This window comes from Janibacter endophyticus (assembly GCF_016888335.1).
Taxonomy (GTDB): domain Bacteria; phylum Actinomycetota; class Actinomycetes; order Actinomycetales; family Dermatophilaceae; genus Marihabitans; species Marihabitans endophyticum.
Genome location: NZ_JAFEJG010000004.1, coordinates 1,091,672 through 1,104,114 on the forward strand (window position 1 = coordinate 1,091,672; position 12,443 = coordinate 1,104,114).

The 12,443-nt window shown below is 67.9% G+C and carries 20 protein-coding genes and 1 pseudogene; all 21 read left to right on the forward strand.

Annotation, left to right across the window (positions count from 1 at the left end; translation table 11 throughout):
* The first annotated feature begins 11 nt into the window (after window positions 1-11).
* The 21 genes and pseudogenes from tuf to rplR all read left to right on the forward strand — a co-directional run bounded on the left by tuf (window position 12) and on the right by rplR (window position 12,426).
* Entirely contained in the window at window positions 12-1,205 is a 1,194-nt protein-coding gene (gene tuf / locus JNO54_RS05315; RefSeq protein ID WP_204142961.1) for an elongation factor Tu, read from the forward strand.
* Window positions 1,206-1,318: 113 nt separating this feature from the next.
* Window positions 1,319-2,643, forward strand: a pseudogene (locus tag JNO54_RS05320) (acetyl-CoA hydrolase/transferase C-terminal domain-containing protein).
* Between the two features lie 99 nt (window positions 2,644-2,742).
* Window positions 2,743-3,834 carry a YihY/virulence factor BrkB family protein gene (locus JNO54_RS05325; RefSeq protein WP_204142962.1) on the forward strand — a complete coding sequence of 364 codons (1,092 nt, stop codon included), beginning with the start codon at window positions 2,743-2,745 and terminating at the stop codon, window positions 3,832-3,834.
* Window positions 3,835-4,181: 347 nt separating this feature from the next.
* Window positions 4,182-4,490, forward strand: coding sequence for a 30S ribosomal protein S10 (gene rpsJ / locus JNO54_RS05330; RefSeq protein ID WP_012867945.1), 309 nt, complete (start codon window positions 4,182-4,184; stop codon window positions 4,488-4,490).
* A 16-nt stretch (window positions 4,491-4,506) separates the two neighbouring features.
* A complete protein-coding gene (rplC, locus tag JNO54_RS05335; protein ID WP_204142963.1) occupies window positions 4,507-5,163 on the forward strand; it encodes a 50S ribosomal protein L3 in 657 nt (218 codons plus the stop codon).
* A 1-nt stretch (window position 5,164) separates the two neighbouring features.
* Window positions 5,165-5,827 (forward strand): 50S ribosomal protein L4, sunset domain variant, encoded by a 663-nt coding sequence (rplD, locus tag JNO54_RS05340; RefSeq protein WP_204142964.1) that lies wholly within the window; start codon window positions 5,165-5,167, stop codon window positions 5,825-5,827.
* Window positions 5,824-6,120, forward strand: coding sequence for a 50S ribosomal protein L23 (gene rplW, locus JNO54_RS05345; RefSeq protein WP_204142965.1), 297 nt, complete (start codon window positions 5,824-5,826; stop codon window positions 6,118-6,120). Before rplD ends, rplW begins: the two co-directional genes overlap by 4 nt.
* Before the next feature lie 22 nt (window positions 6,121-6,142).
* Window positions 6,143-6,979 carry a 50S ribosomal protein L2 gene (gene rplB / locus JNO54_RS05350; protein WP_204142966.1) on the forward strand — a complete coding sequence of 279 codons (837 nt, stop codon included), beginning with the start codon at window positions 6,143-6,145 and terminating at the stop codon, window positions 6,977-6,979.
* A 15-nt stretch (window positions 6,980-6,994) separates the two neighbouring features.
* Entirely contained in the window at window positions 6,995-7,276 is a 282-nt protein-coding gene (gene rpsS, locus JNO54_RS05355) for a 30S ribosomal protein S19 (RefSeq protein ID WP_144855660.1), read from the forward strand.
* Window positions 7,276-7,686, forward strand: coding sequence for a 50S ribosomal protein L22 (gene rplV, locus JNO54_RS05360; protein WP_204142967.1), 411 nt, complete (start codon window positions 7,276-7,278; stop codon window positions 7,684-7,686). The genes rpsS and rplV overlap by 1 nt, the downstream gene beginning before the upstream one ends.
* Window positions 7,686-8,510, forward strand: coding sequence for a 30S ribosomal protein S3 (rpsC, locus tag JNO54_RS05365; RefSeq protein WP_204142968.1), 825 nt, complete (start codon window positions 7,686-7,688; stop codon window positions 8,508-8,510). Before rplV ends, rpsC begins: the two co-directional genes overlap by 1 nt.
* The gene (rplP, locus tag JNO54_RS05370) at window positions 8,510-8,929 is read left to right on the forward strand and encodes a 50S ribosomal protein L16 (RefSeq protein WP_204142969.1); all 420 of its coding nucleotides are present in this window, start codon (window positions 8,510-8,512) and stop codon (window positions 8,927-8,929) included. The genes rpsC and rplP overlap by 1 nt, the downstream gene beginning before the upstream one ends.
* Complete coding sequence (rpmC, locus tag JNO54_RS05375; RefSeq protein ID WP_307818070.1) at window positions 8,929-9,171, forward strand: 50S ribosomal protein L29; 243 nt, start codon at window positions 8,929-8,931, stop codon at window positions 9,169-9,171. The genes rplP and rpmC overlap by 1 nt, the downstream gene beginning before the upstream one ends.
* On the forward strand, window positions 9,168-9,476 hold the full coding sequence (gene rpsQ / locus JNO54_RS05380; protein ID WP_372430707.1) for a 30S ribosomal protein S17: 309 nt from the start codon (window positions 9,168-9,170) through the stop codon (window positions 9,474-9,476). The genes rpmC and rpsQ overlap by 4 nt, the downstream gene beginning before the upstream one ends.
* On the forward strand, window positions 9,473-9,841 hold the full coding sequence (rplN, locus tag JNO54_RS05385; protein WP_204142970.1) for a 50S ribosomal protein L14: 369 nt from the start codon (window positions 9,473-9,475) through the stop codon (window positions 9,839-9,841). The genes rpsQ and rplN overlap by 4 nt, the downstream gene beginning before the upstream one ends.
* A gap of 3 nt (window positions 9,842-9,844) precedes the next feature.
* Window positions 9,845-10,183: a 50S ribosomal protein L24 gene (gene rplX / locus JNO54_RS05390; RefSeq protein ID WP_204142971.1), complete on the forward strand. Its 339-nt coding sequence runs from the start codon at window positions 9,845-9,847 to the stop codon at window positions 10,181-10,183.
* Window position 10,184: 1 nt separating this feature from the next.
* A complete protein-coding gene (gene rplE, locus JNO54_RS05395; protein WP_204142972.1) occupies window positions 10,185-10,772 on the forward strand; it encodes a 50S ribosomal protein L5 in 588 nt (195 codons plus the stop codon).
* A 1-nt stretch (window position 10,773) separates the two neighbouring features.
* A complete protein-coding gene (locus JNO54_RS05400; RefSeq protein ID WP_068277143.1) occupies window positions 10,774-10,959 on the forward strand; it encodes a type Z 30S ribosomal protein S14 in 186 nt (61 codons plus the stop codon).
* 142 nt (window positions 10,960-11,101) lie between these two features.
* Window positions 11,102-11,500: a 30S ribosomal protein S8 gene (rpsH, locus tag JNO54_RS05405; protein WP_204142973.1), complete on the forward strand. Its 399-nt coding sequence runs from the start codon at window positions 11,102-11,104 to the stop codon at window positions 11,498-11,500.
* A gap of 11 nt (window positions 11,501-11,511) precedes the next feature.
* Window positions 11,512-12,048: a 50S ribosomal protein L6 gene (gene rplF, locus JNO54_RS05410; RefSeq protein ID WP_204142974.1), complete on the forward strand. Its 537-nt coding sequence runs from the start codon at window positions 11,512-11,514 to the stop codon at window positions 12,046-12,048.
* 3 nt (window positions 12,049-12,051) lie between these two features.
* Entirely contained in the window at window positions 12,052-12,426 is a 375-nt protein-coding gene (gene rplR / locus JNO54_RS05415) for a 50S ribosomal protein L18 (RefSeq protein WP_204142975.1), read from the forward strand.
* Window positions 12,427-12,443 lie beyond the last annotated feature (17 nt).

Genomic DNA, 12,443 nt, shown 5'->3' on the forward strand with positions numbered 1-12,443 from the left:
AGGACAAGCAAGTGGCGAAGGCAAAGTTCGAGCGGTCCAAGCCGCACGTCAACATCGGAACCATCGGTCACATCGACCACGGCAAGACGACGCTGACTGCTGCGATCTCGAAGGTCCTGCACGACGCGTACCCGGACCTCAACGAGGCGTCGCCGTTCGACTCGATCGACAAGGCGCCCGAGGAGAAGCAGCGCGGTATCACCATCTCCATCGCGCACATCGAGTACCAGACGGAGAAGCGTCACTACGCGCACGTCGACTGCCCCGGGCACGCCGACTACGTCAAGAACATGATCACCGGTGCCGCTCAGATGGACGGCGCGATCCTCGTCGTCGCGGCCACCGACGGTCCCATGCCGCAGACGAAGGAGCACGTCCTCCTGGCCCGCCAGGTCGGCGTCCCCTACATCGTCGTGGCCCTCAACAAGGCCGACATGGTCGACGACGAGGAGATCCTCGAGCTCGTCGAGATGGAGGTCCGCGAGCTGCTGTCCTCCTACGAGTTCCCCGGCGACGACGTCCCGGTCGTCAAGGTCTCGGCGCTCAAGGCCCTCGAGGGTGACGAGCAGTGGGGCCAGTCGGTCCTCGAGCTCATGAACGCCGTCGACGAGTACATCCCGGAGCCGGAGCGCGACATCGACAAGCCGTTCCTCATGCCCGTCGAGGACGTCTTCACGATCACCGGTCGTGGCACCGTCGTCACCGGCCGTATCGAGCGCGGCATCCTCAACGTCAACGAGGAGATCGAGATCGTCGGGATCAAGGAGGAGAAGACCACCACCACGGTCACCGGCATCGAGATGTTCCGCAAGCTCCTCGACGAGGGTCGCGCGGGCGAGAACGTCGGCCTCCTGCTCCGCGGCACCAAGCGCGAGGACGTCGAGCGCGGCCAGGTCATCTGCAAGCCCGGCTCGATCACCCCGCACACCGAGTTCGAGGGCCAGGTCTACATCCTGGGCAAGGACGAGGGTGGCCGTCACACGCCGTTCTACGACAACTACCGTCCGCAGTTCTACTTCCGGACCACGGACGTCACCGGCGTCGTCGACCTGCCCGAGGGCACCGAGATGGTCATGCCCGGCGACAACACCGACATGAAGGTCACGCTGATCCAGCCGATCGCCATGGAGGAGGGCCTGAAGTTCGCCATCCGTGAGGGTGGCCGGACCGTGGGCGCCGGTCGCGTCACCAAGATCCTCAAGTGATCTGACGCGTCTCTCGCAGACACCGAAGGGGGTCGCAGCCAGCCGGCTGCGGCCCCCTTCGTCGTCCCTAGACTCGAGGTGACCCTGCACGACCGCTCCCGAGGAGAGACACCGTGACCGACCGCATGGCCCACCCCGGCCTCCGCGCCAAGGTCATGTCGGCCGAGCAGGCCGCGACCCACATCCGACCGGGCGACAACGTCGGGATGAGCGGCTTCACCGGTGCGGGCTACCCCAAGGCGGTGCCCCAGGCGCTGGCGGCGCAGATCGGGGCGGCCCGCGGGCGGGGCGAGGACTTCCGGATTGGCGTCTGGACCGGCGCCTCGACCGCGCCGGAGCTCGACGGTGCGCTGGCGGAGGCCGACGGCATCGAGCTCCGGCTGCCGTACCAGTCCGACCCGGTGAGCCGGCAGAAGATCAACGACGGCCTCATGGAGTACATCGACGTCCACCTCAGCCACGTCGCCCAGATGGCGTGGGAGGGCTTCCTCGGCCACCTCGACGTGGCCCTCGTCGAGGTGAGTGCGATCAACGCCGACGGCACCCTCGTGCCCTCCTCGTCCGTCGGCAACAACAAGACCTGGCTCGACCTCGCCGACCGCGTCATCCTCGAGGTCAACAGCTGGCAGACACCTCACGGGCGATCGCCGGGCACCTCATCGACCTGCTCGACGCCGAGGTGGCCGCGGGACGGCTGCCGAAGGACCTGCTCCCGCTGCAGTCGGGGGTCGGCAACGTCGCCAACGCGGTCCTCGCGGGGCTGGGGGAGAGCAGCTATCGCGACCTCACCGCGTACACCGAGGTGCTCCAGGACGGCATGCTCGACCTCATCGACTCGGGGACGATCCGCTTCGCCTCCGCGACCGCGTTCTCGCTGTCGGCCGAGGGCGTGGAGCGCTTCAACGCGGCCGTGAGCCGCTACCGGGAGCACATCCTGCTCCGCCCCCAGGAGATCTCGAACCACCCCGAGGTGATCCGCCGACTCGGTGTCATCGCGTGCAACGGGATGATCGAGGCCGACATCTACGGCAACGTCAACAGCACGCACATCATGGGCTCGCGGATCCAGAACGGCATCGGCGGGTCGGGAGACTTCGCACGCAACGGCTACCTCTCGACCTTCGTCACCCCGTCGACGGCGAAGGGGGGAGCCCTCTCGTGCATCGTCCCGATGGTCAGCCACGTGGACCACACCGAGCACGACGTCGACGTCATCATCACCGAGCAGGGGCTGGCCGACCTGCGGGGCCTGGCACCGCGCAGGCGGGCCCGGGTGATCATCGAGCGGTGCGCGCACCCCGACTACCGCGACGAGCTGCTCGACTACCTCGAGCGCGCCGAGGCCGGTGGTGCCGGCCGGCACACCCCGCACCTCCTCGGGGAGGCGCTCTCCTGGCACCAGCGGTTCCAGGAGACCGGATCGATGCACCACCGGTGACGCCGGCCGTCAGGGGACCTCGGCCTTAGCCGAGAGGGGGGCCGCTCTGCGACCTATCGTGGACGCGAACCCCTGACCCGCGACGACTGGGAGCACGACATGACCCGCGAAGGCACCGCCGTCACCAAGGACGCGACCGCACCCGACCCGGACGACCCGCGCAAGGTCGACTCCCCGGCCGAGCTCGCCAAGCCCTCGCTCGGGTTCGGCCTGAAGAACGCTGTCAAGCAGTTCAGCTCCGACCAGTGCACCGACCTCGCCGCATCGCTGACTTACTACGCCGTCCTCTCGCTCTTCCCCGCGCTGCTCGCGCTGGTCTCGCTGCTCGGTGTCTTCGGGCAGGGTGAGACCACCGTCGAGACCATCCTGACGATGGTCCGCGACCTCGGGCAGGAGGAGGCGGTCGAGCAGATCGAGGGCCCGATCCGATCGATGGTCGATGCGGGTGGTGCCGGCTTCGCCCTCGTCGGCGGTGTCGCGGGCGCCCTCTGGTCGGCCTCCGGCTACGTCGGTGCCTTCGGTCGGGCGATGAACCGGATCTACGAGATCGACGAGGGACGGCCGATCTGGAAGCTGCGCCCGCAGATGCTCCTGCTCACCCTCGCCCTCGTCCTCATGGGCGGGCTCATCGTCCTCGGCATCGCCCTCTCCGGCGGGGTGGCCCGCACGATCGGGGAGACGATCGGGCTCGGCGACACGGCCGTCACGGTGTGGAACATCGCGAAGTGGCCGGTCATCGTCCTCCTCGTCATGGCGATGGTGGCACTGCTCTACTACTTCACCCCGAACGTCCAGCAGCCGAAGTTCCGGTGGATGAGCCCCGGTGCGGGTCTGGCGATCCTCGTCGCGATCCTCGCCTCGGCCGCCTTCGGTTTCTACGTCGGCAACTTCGGCTCCTACAACAAGACCTACGGCTCGCTGGCCGGCGTCATCGTCTTCCTCCTGTGGCTGTGGATCATCAACAACGTCCTGCTGCTCGGGGCCGAGCTCGACGCCGAGCTCGAGCGCTCCCGTCAGCTCCAGTCCGGGATCGCCGCGGAGGAGAGCATCCAGCTGCCGCCGCGGGACACCTCGGCCTCGGACAAGGCCGAGGAGAAGCGCGAGGCTGCCGTCGAGGAGGCCCGCAAGATCCGCCAGCAGGCCCCGTACGAGCAGATGGGCAAGGACTCCTCCACCGACGCGAAGGGGTAGCGACGCGCCACGGCGACGGGGGTCCACCCCTTCGTCGGATGGCGGTGCTAGGCCGATTTGGTCTGCCGCGGCCGCCTCTGGCACACTTACCAGGTTGCTTGACGCACGACGGGCGCTCCACGCGCCTGTCGTCACCCCGGTGAGAACGACTCGAACCGCCTGACGGCGGGGCGACACACCGGCTGGATCAAGTTCCGGCTCGACCGGACCGCCGACTCGGACGTCATGCCCGCAAGGGAATGACGTGCGCCGCGGAGCGGGTGCGACACACCCGACCGCGTGGGTCGGAGGCCCGGTCGGGACGAACCACAGACCACTGCACGACGGCGAGAAGGAATAAGGCTCAGATGGCCGGACAGAAGATCCGCATCCGACTGAAGTCGTATGACCACGAGGTCATCGACTCCTCGGCGCGCAAGATCGTCGACACGGTGACCCGTGCCGGCGCAACGGTTGTTGGCCCGGTGCCGCTGCCCACGGAGAAGAACGTGTTCTGCGTGATCCGGTCGCCTCACAAGTACAAGGACAGCCGCGAGCACTTCGAGATGCGCACTCACAAGCGCCTCATCGACATCATCGACCCGACGCCGAAGGCCGTCGACTCGCTCATGCGACTCGACCTGCCGGCGGACGTCAACATCGAGATCAAGCTCTGATCGCGAGGACGACGTAATGACTACTGTTATCGACAAGACCGTCAAGGGTGTCCTCGGCGAGAAGCTCGGTATGACGCAGGTCTGGGACGACGAGAACCGTCTCGTCCCGGTGACCGTCATCCAGGCCGGCCCGTGTGTCGTCACCCAGGTCCGTACCGACGAGACGGACGGCTACCAGGCCGTCCAGATCGCCTACGGCGCCATCGACCCCCGCAAGGTGAACCAGCCTGAGGGTGGCCACTTCGCCAAGGCCGGCGTCACGCCGCGCCGCTACTCCGTCGAGCTGCGCACCGCCGACGCCGCCGAGTACTCCCTCGGTCAGGAGCTGACCGTCGAGACCTTCGCCGCAGGCGAGAAGATCGACGTCACCGCCACGACCAAGGGCAAGGGCTTCGCCGGTGTCATGAAGCGTCACGGCTTCGCCGGTGTCTCGGCCAGCCACGGTGCGCACCGCAACCACCGCAAGCCGGGCTCGATCGGTGGCTGCGCCACCCCGGGCCGTGTCTTCAAGGGCATGCGCATGGCCGGCCGCATGGGTGGCGTCCGCCAGACCACCCAGAACCTCACGATCCACGCCGTGGACGCCGAGAAGGGCCTGCTGCTCGTCAAGGGCGCCGTCCCCGGCCCGCGCGGCGCGGTCGTCCTCGTCCGCAACGCGGTGAAGGGAGCCTGACGTGCCGACCATCGACATCCTCAGCCCGGCCGGCCAGAAGTCCGGCTCGGTCGACCTGCCCGCCGAGATCTTCGACGTGCAGACCAACATCCCGCTGATCCACCAGGTCGTCGTCGCCCAGCTCGCCGCCGCGCGGCAGGGCACGCACAAGACCAAGACCCGCGCCGAGGTGCGCGGTGGTGGTCGCAAGCCGTACCGCCAGAAGGGCACCGGTCGCGCCCGCCAGGGCTCGACCCGGGCGCCGCAGTTCGCCGGTGGTGGCGTCGTCCACGGCCCCGTACCGCGTGACTACAGCCAGCGCACCCCCAAGAAGATGAAGGCCGCCGCCCTCCGGGGTGCCCTCTCCGACCGGGCGCGTCACGGCCGCATCCACGTCCTCTCGGCTCTCGTCGAGGGTGACGCGCCGTCGACGAAGTCGGTCGCGACCGTCCTTGCCTCGCTCAGCGAGCGCCGCAACCTCCTCGTGGTCCTCGACCGCGCCGACGAGGTCGCGACGAAGAGCGTGCGCAACCTCGCCGACGTCCACGTCCTGTGGGCCGACCAGCTCAACACCTACGACGTCCTGTGCGCCGACGACGTGGTCTTCACGCAGGCTGCGCTCGACGCGTTCGTCTCGGGTGGCAAGGCCGCCACGGCTCAGCAGGTTGAGGAGGACACCAAGTGAGCACCGTCAAGGACCCCCGCGACATCCTGATCCGTCCGGTCGTCTCGGAGAAGTCGTACGCGCTGCTCGACGAGGGCAAGTACACCTTCATCGTCGACCCGCGGGCCAACAAGACCGAGATCAAGATCGCCGTCGAGCAGATCTTCGACGTCAAGGTCGAGTCGGTCCACACGATGAACCGCCCGGGCAAGACCCGTCGCACCCGCTTCGGCATGGGCAAGCGCAAGGACACCAAGCGTGCGATCGTCAGCCTCCGCGAGGGCGCGATCGACATCTTCGGTAGCCAGGGCTGACCGGAAGAGAAGGAACGTAACCATGGGTATCCGTAAGTACAAGCCGACCACGCCCGGTCGCCGCGGCAGCTCTGTCGCGGACTTCGTCGAGGTGACCCGCTCCACGCCGGAGAAGTCCCTCGTCCGTCCGCTGAGCAAGTCCGGTGGCCGCAACGCCAGCGGTCGTATCACCACCCGTCACATCGGTGGTGGCCACAAGCGCGCCTACCGCGTCATCGACTTCCGTCGCCACGACAAGGACGGCGTGCCGGCCAAGGTCGCTCACATCGAGTACGACCCCAACCGCACCGCGCGCATCGCGCTCCTGCACTACGCCGACGGCGAGAAGCGCTACATCCTCGCGCCGAACAAGCTCAAGCAGGGCGACCCGATCGAGAACGGCCCCGGGGCCGACATCAAGCCGGGCAACAACCTGCCGCTGCGCAACATCCCGACCGGTACGACGGTCCACGCCGTGGAGCTCCGTCCCGGTGGCGGCGCCAAGCTGGCCCGCTCGGCCGGCACGAGCATCCAGCTCCTCGGCAAGGAGGGCCCCTACGCCACGCTGCGCATGCCCTCCGGCGAGATCCGTCGCGTCGACGTGCGCTGCCGCGCCACCGTCGGTGAGGTCGGCAACGCCGAGCAGAGCAACATCAACTGGGGCAAGGCCGGCCGCATGCGGTGGAAGGGCAAGCGCCCGACCGTCCGTGGTGTCGTCATGAACCCCGTGGACCACCCGCACGGTGGTGGTGAGGGCCGCACGTCTGGTGGCCGTCACCCCGTGTCGCCGTGGGGCCAGCCCGAGGGCCGGACCCGCCGACCGGGCAAGGCGAGCGACAAGCTGATCGTCCGCCGCCGTCGTACTGGCAAGAAGCGCTGATAGGAGCCTTTGGACATGCCTCGTAGTTTGAAGAAGGGCCCCTTCATCGACGACCACCTTCAGAAGAAGGTGGACGCTCAGAACGAAGCGGGCACGAAGAACGTCATCAAGACCTGGTCGCGTCGTTCGGTCGTCAGCCCGGACATGCTCGGCCACACCTTCGCCGTCCACGACGGCCGCAAGCACGTCCCGGTGTTCGTCACCGAGGCGATGGTCGGCCACAAGCTCGGCGAGTTTGCCCCGACCCGCACCTTCCGCGGTCACGTGAAGGACGACAAGAAGGGACGTCGTCGCTGATGGCCACCGACACCACCACCGAGAACGCTGCCCTCGAGGCTCGCGCGGTCGTCCGTCACCTGCGGGTCACCCCGCAGAAGGCGCGTCGCATCGTCGACCTCGTCCGCGGCAAGGACACCCAGTCCGTCATCGCGATGCTCAAGTTCGCCCCCCAGGGTGCGGCCGAGCCGGTCCTCAAGCTCGTCGAGTCCGCGATCGCGAACCTGCGCGTCAAGTCCGACGAGGCCGGCGTCGCGTTCGACGAGCGCGCCCTCGTCATCTCGACCGCCTTCGTCGACGAGGGCGCGACGATGAAGCGCTTCCGTCCGCGGGCCCAGGGCCGCGCCGGTCGGATCAACAAGCGCACGAGCCACATCACCGTCGTCGTCACGTCCAAGCCCGAGAAGGCTGCGAAGGGAGGGAACCGCTGATGGGTCAGAAGATCAACCCGCACGGCTTCCGTCTGGGCATCACCACCGACCACAAGAGCCGCTGGTTCGCCGACTCCAACAAGGAGGGTCAGCGCTACCGCGACTACGTCAAGGAAGACGTGGCCATCCGCAAGCTCCTGTCCACGGGCATGGAGCGGGCCGGCATCGCCCGCGTCGAGATCGAGCGCACCCGTGACCGGGTCCGCATCGACATCCACACCGCGCGTCCCGGCATCGTCATCGGTCGCCGTGGCGCTGAGGCCGACCGGATCCGCGGGGAGCTCGAGAAGCTCACCGGCAAGCAGGTCCAGCTGAACATCCTCGAGGTCAAGAACCCCGAGATCGAGGCTCAGCTCGTCGCTCAGGGCATCGCCGAGCAGCTCGCTGCTCGGGTCACCTTCCGTCGCGCCATGCGCAAGGGCATCCAGTCCTCGCAGCGCGCCGGCGCCAAGGGCATCCGGATCCAGTGCTCCGGACGTCTCGGCGGCGCCGAGATGTCCCGCAGCGAGTTCTACCGCGAGGGTCGCGTGCCGCTGCACACCCTGCGCGCGAACATCGACTACGGCTTCTACGAGGCCCGCACGACCTTCGGTCGCATCGGCGTCAAGGTCTGGATCTACAAGGGCGACATGACGGAGAAGGAGTTCGCCGCCCAGCAGGCGACCGCCGCTCCGCGTGGCCGCGGCCCCCGTCGCGACCGCGACGACCGTCCCGCCCGCGCCCGTCGCAACGAGCAGCAGGCTCCTGCTGCCGAGGCGCCCGCCGCGTCCGAGGCCCCGGCCTCGTCCGCCGCCGCGCCGAGCACCGAAGGGGAGAACGTCTGATGCTCATTCCTCGTCGAGTGAGGCACCGCAAGCAGCACCACCCGAAGCGTTCGGGCATGGCCAAGGGCGGCACGACCATCGCCTTCGGCGACTACGGCATCCAGGCTCTCGAGCCGGCCTACGTCACGAACCGGCAGATCGAGTCGGCCCGTATCGCCATGACGCGCTACATGAAGCGTGGCGGCAAGGTGTGGATCAACATCTACCCCGACCGCCCGCTCACCAAGAAGCCGGCTGAGACCCGCATGGGTTCCGGCAAGGGCTCGCCCGAGTGGTGGGTCGCCAACGTCAAGCCCGGCCGCGTGATGTTCGAGATCTCCGGCGTCTCCGAGGAGATCGCCCGTGAGGCCATGCGTCTGGCCATGCACAAGCTGCCGATGAAGTGCCGCTTCGTCGCGCGTGAAGGTGGTGACATCTGATGGCAGTCGGTTCCAAGGACCTGACTTCCGCGGACCTGCGTGAGCTGGCCGACGACCGTCTGGTCGACGAGCTGCGCAAGGCCAAGGAGGAGCTCTTCAACCTCCGGTTCCAGTCGGCCACCGGCCAGCTGGAGTCCCACGGGCGGCTCCGCGCCGTCCGCAAGGACATCGCCCGGATCTACACCGAGATGCGTGAGCGCGAGCTCGGCATCGGCCAGGCCCCGGCGGGTGAGAGCAAGTGAGCGAGAACGTGAAGGATGAGACCGTGAGCGCAGCTGCTGCAGAGCGCAACGACGAGCGCAACGACCGCAAGACCCGTCAGGGCTACGTCGTCAGCGACAAGATGGACAAGACCGTCGTCGTCGAGGTCGAGGACCGCGTCAAGCACGCGCTCTACGGCAAGGTCATGCGCAAGAGCCACAAGGTCAAGGCGCACGACGAGGGCAACACCGCCGGCATCGGCGACCGCGTCCTCATCATGGAGACCCGTCCGCTGTCGGCAAGCAAGCGCTGGCGCCTCGTCGAGATTCTGGAGAAGGCCAAGTGATCCAGCAAGAGTCCCGCCTCCGGGTGGCCGACAACACCGGCGCCAAGGAGATCCTGTGCATCCGCGTGCTCGGTGGCTCCGGCCGTCGGTACGCCGGCATCGGCGACACGATCGTCGCGACGGTCAAGGACGCCATCCCGGGCGGCAACGTCAAGAAGGGCGACATCGTCAAGGCGGTCATCGTCCGCACGACCAAGGAGCGTCGCCGCGTCGACGGTTCCTACATCAAGTTCGACGAGAACGCGGCCGTGATCCTCAAGAACGACGGTGACCCCCGTGGCACCCGCATCTTCGGCCCGGTCGGCCGCGAGCTGCGCGACAAGAAGTTCATGAAGATCGTGTCGCTGGCGCCGGAGGTGCTCTGATCCATGGCGAAGATGAAGATCAAGAAGGGTGACCTCGTGCAGGTCCTGTCCGGCAAGGACAAGGCCAAGCAGGGCAAGGTCATCGCCGTTCACACCGAGACCCAGCGCGTCGTCGTCGAGGGCGTCAACCGCGTCACCCGCCACACCAAGGCGGGCGTCGGCGGCCAGGCCGGCGGCCTCGTCGTCCAGGAGGCGCCGATCCACGTGAGCAACGTGGCGGTCGTCGACCCGGAGGACAACAAGCCGACCCGGATCAAGACGCGCGTCGAGAGCGTCGAGCGCGACGGTCGCACGAAGTCGAGCCGCACCCGCGTCGCGGGTCGCTCGGGCAAGGACCTCTGACATGACTGACACCCTGGAAAACACCGCGAGCACCGAGTCCGCAGCCAGCCCCCGGCTGAAGACGCGCTACCGCGACGAGATCAAGGGCAACCTGCAGGAGCAGTTCGGCTACTCGAACGTCATGCAGGTCCCCGGCCTCGTCAAGGTCGTCGTCAACATGGGTGTGGGCGACGCCGCGAAGGACAGCAAGCTCATCGAGGGCGCGATCCGCGACCTCACCGCGATCACCGGCCAGAAGCCGCAGGTGACCAAGGCCCGCAAGTCCATCGCGCAGTTCAAGCTGCGTGAGGGCATGCCGATCGGCGCGCACACCACGCTGCGCGGCGACCGGATGTGGGAGTTCCTCGACCGCCTCGTCTCGGTCGCGCTCCCGCGCATCCGCGACTTCCGCGGCCTCTCGCCGAAGCAGTTCGACGGCCGGGGCAACTACACCTTCGGCCTGACCGAGCAGTCGATGTTCCACGAGATCGACCAGGACAAGATCGACCGGGTCCGCGGCATGGACATCACCGTGGTCACCACGGCGACCAACGATGACGAGGGCCGCGCCCTGCTCAAGGCGCTCGGCTTCCCCTTCAAGGAGAACTGACATGGCGAAGACCGCCCTGGTCAACCAGGCCAACAAGAAGCCGAAGTTCAAGGTCCGCGGCTACACCCGCTGCCAGCGCTGCGGCCGCCCCCACTCGGTCTACCGCAAGTTCGGCCTCTGCCGGATCTGCCTGCGCGAGATGGCGCACCGCGGCGAGCTGCCCGGTGTCACCAAGTCGAGCTGGTGACCACCCGGGGCGGGCGAGAGCCCACCCCGACCCGCGGCCCTGACCGGCCGCTGCACGACCCCAACCACAGACGTTCTACATCGAAGGTCGCCAGGGAAATCCTCCCGGGTGAAACCGCGGTGAGAGAGGGCAGGAACGCCCCATGACCATGACCGACCCGATTGCGGACATGCTGACCCGTGTGCGGAACGCCAACTCGGCGCACCACGACGAGGTCTCCATGCCGTACTCCAAGCTCAAGCAGCACATCGCTGAGATCCTCCAGGCGGAGGGTTACATCGCGGGCTGGACCGTCGAGGACGCGACCGTCGGCAAGACGCTGACGATCTCCCTCAAGTACGGCCCGAACCGCGAGCGCTCCATCGCCGGGGTGCGCCGGGTGTCCAAGCCCGGTCTGCGTGTGTACGCCAAGTCGACCAACCTGCCGAAGGTCCTCGGTGGCCTGGGCGTCGCGATCATCTCGACGTCCTCGGGTCTCCTCACGGACAAGCAGGCCGCTAGCAAGGGTGTGGGTGGGGAAGTCCTCGCCTACGTCTGGTAAGGGAGAGCAGCATGTCGCGTATTGGACGACTCCCGGTCGCCATCCCCAGCGGTGTCGACGTGACCATCGACGGTGCCACGGTGACCGTCAAGGGCCCCAAGGGTCAGCTCAGCCACGTCGTGGCCGAGCCGATCGCGGTCGAGAAGGGCGAGGACGGCGTGACCGTCTCCCGGCCTGACGACGAGCGCGCGTCGCGCAGCCTCCACGGGCTGACCCGCTCGCTCATCAACAACATGGTGGTCGGCGTGACCGAGGGCTACGAGAAGAAGCTCGAGATCCACGGCACCGGTTACCGCGTGCAGAACAAGGGCGGCGCGCTCGAGTTCGCGCTCGGCTACAGCCACCCGATCACCATCGAGGCGCCTGACGGCATCACCTTCGCCGTCGAGAACCCGACGCGCTTCTCGGTGCAGGGCATCGACAAGCAGCTCGTCGGTGAGGTGGCCGCCAACATCCGTAAGCTCCGCAAGCCCGACCCGTACAAGGGCAAGGGTGTCCGCTACGAGGGCGAGCACATCCGTCGCAAGGTCGGAAAGGCTGGTAAGTAAGCCATGGCTATGACTGTCAAGCGCGCCAAGGGCAAGGTTGCCGCGCGCGGCCGCCGCCACCTGCGCGTCCGCAAGAAGATCGTCGGCACCGCCGTTCGTCCCCGGCTCGTCGTGAGCCGCTCGAGCCGCCACGTCTTCGTCCAGGTCGTCGACGACACCGTGGGCAAGACCGTGGCCTCGGCCTCCACCATGGAGGCGGACGTCCGCACCGTCACCGGTGGCAAGACCGAGCAGGCGAAGAAGGTCGGCGAGCTCGTCGCCGAGCGTGCCAAGGCTGCCGGCGTCGAGGCCGTCGTCTTCGACCGTGGTGGCAACAAGTACCACGGCCGTGTCGCGGCGATCGCCGACGGCGCCCGCGAGGGGGGCCTGTCGCTGTGACCCGGACCCTGAACGTC

Bases quoted from the DNA above. Each gene is read 5' to 3' on its own strand.
- JNO54_RS05325 (WP_204142962.1), top strand. From the start codon at position 2,743: ATGACCCGCGAAGGCACCGCCGTCACCAAGGACGCGACCGCACCCGAC.
- rpsJ (WP_012867945.1), top strand. From the start codon at position 4,182: ATGGCCGGACAGAAGATCCGCATCCGACTGAAGTCGTATGACCACGAG.
- rplC (WP_204142963.1), top strand. From the start codon at position 4,507: ATGACTACTGTTATCGACAAGACCGTCAAGGGTGTCCTCGGCGAGAAG.
- rplB (WP_204142966.1), top strand. From the start codon at position 6,143: ATGGGTATCCGTAAGTACAAGCCGACCACGCCCGGTCGCCGCGGCAGC.
- rpsS (WP_144855660.1), top strand. From the start codon at position 6,995: ATGCCTCGTAGTTTGAAGAAGGGCCCCTTCATCGACGACCACCTTCAG.
- rplV (WP_204142967.1), top strand. From the start codon at position 7,276: ATGGCCACCGACACCACCACCGAGAACGCTGCCCTCGAGGCTCGCGCG.
- rpsC (WP_204142968.1), top strand. From the start codon at position 7,686: ATGGGTCAGAAGATCAACCCGCACGGCTTCCGTCTGGGCATCACCACC.
- rplP (WP_204142969.1), top strand. From the start codon at position 8,510: ATGCTCATTCCTCGTCGAGTGAGGCACCGCAAGCAGCACCACCCGAAG.
- rpmC (WP_307818070.1), top strand. From the start codon at position 8,929: ATGGCAGTCGGTTCCAAGGACCTGACTTCCGCGGACCTGCGTGAGCTG.
- rplX (WP_204142971.1), top strand. From the start codon at position 9,845: ATGGCGAAGATGAAGATCAAGAAGGGTGACCTCGTGCAGGTCCTGTCC.
- rplE (WP_204142972.1), top strand. From the start codon at position 10,185: ATGACTGACACCCTGGAAAACACCGCGAGCACCGAGTCCGCAGCCAGC.
- JNO54_RS05400 (WP_068277143.1), top strand. From the start codon at position 10,774: ATGGCGAAGACCGCCCTGGTCAACCAGGCCAACAAGAAGCCGAAGTTC.
- rpsH (WP_204142973.1), top strand. From the start codon at position 11,102: ATGACCATGACCGACCCGATTGCGGACATGCTGACCCGTGTGCGGAAC.
- rplF (WP_204142974.1), top strand. From the start codon at position 11,512: ATGTCGCGTATTGGACGACTCCCGGTCGCCATCCCCAGCGGTGTCGAC.
- rplR (WP_204142975.1), top strand. From the start codon at position 12,052: ATGGCTATGACTGTCAAGCGCGCCAAGGGCAAGGTTGCCGCGCGCGGC.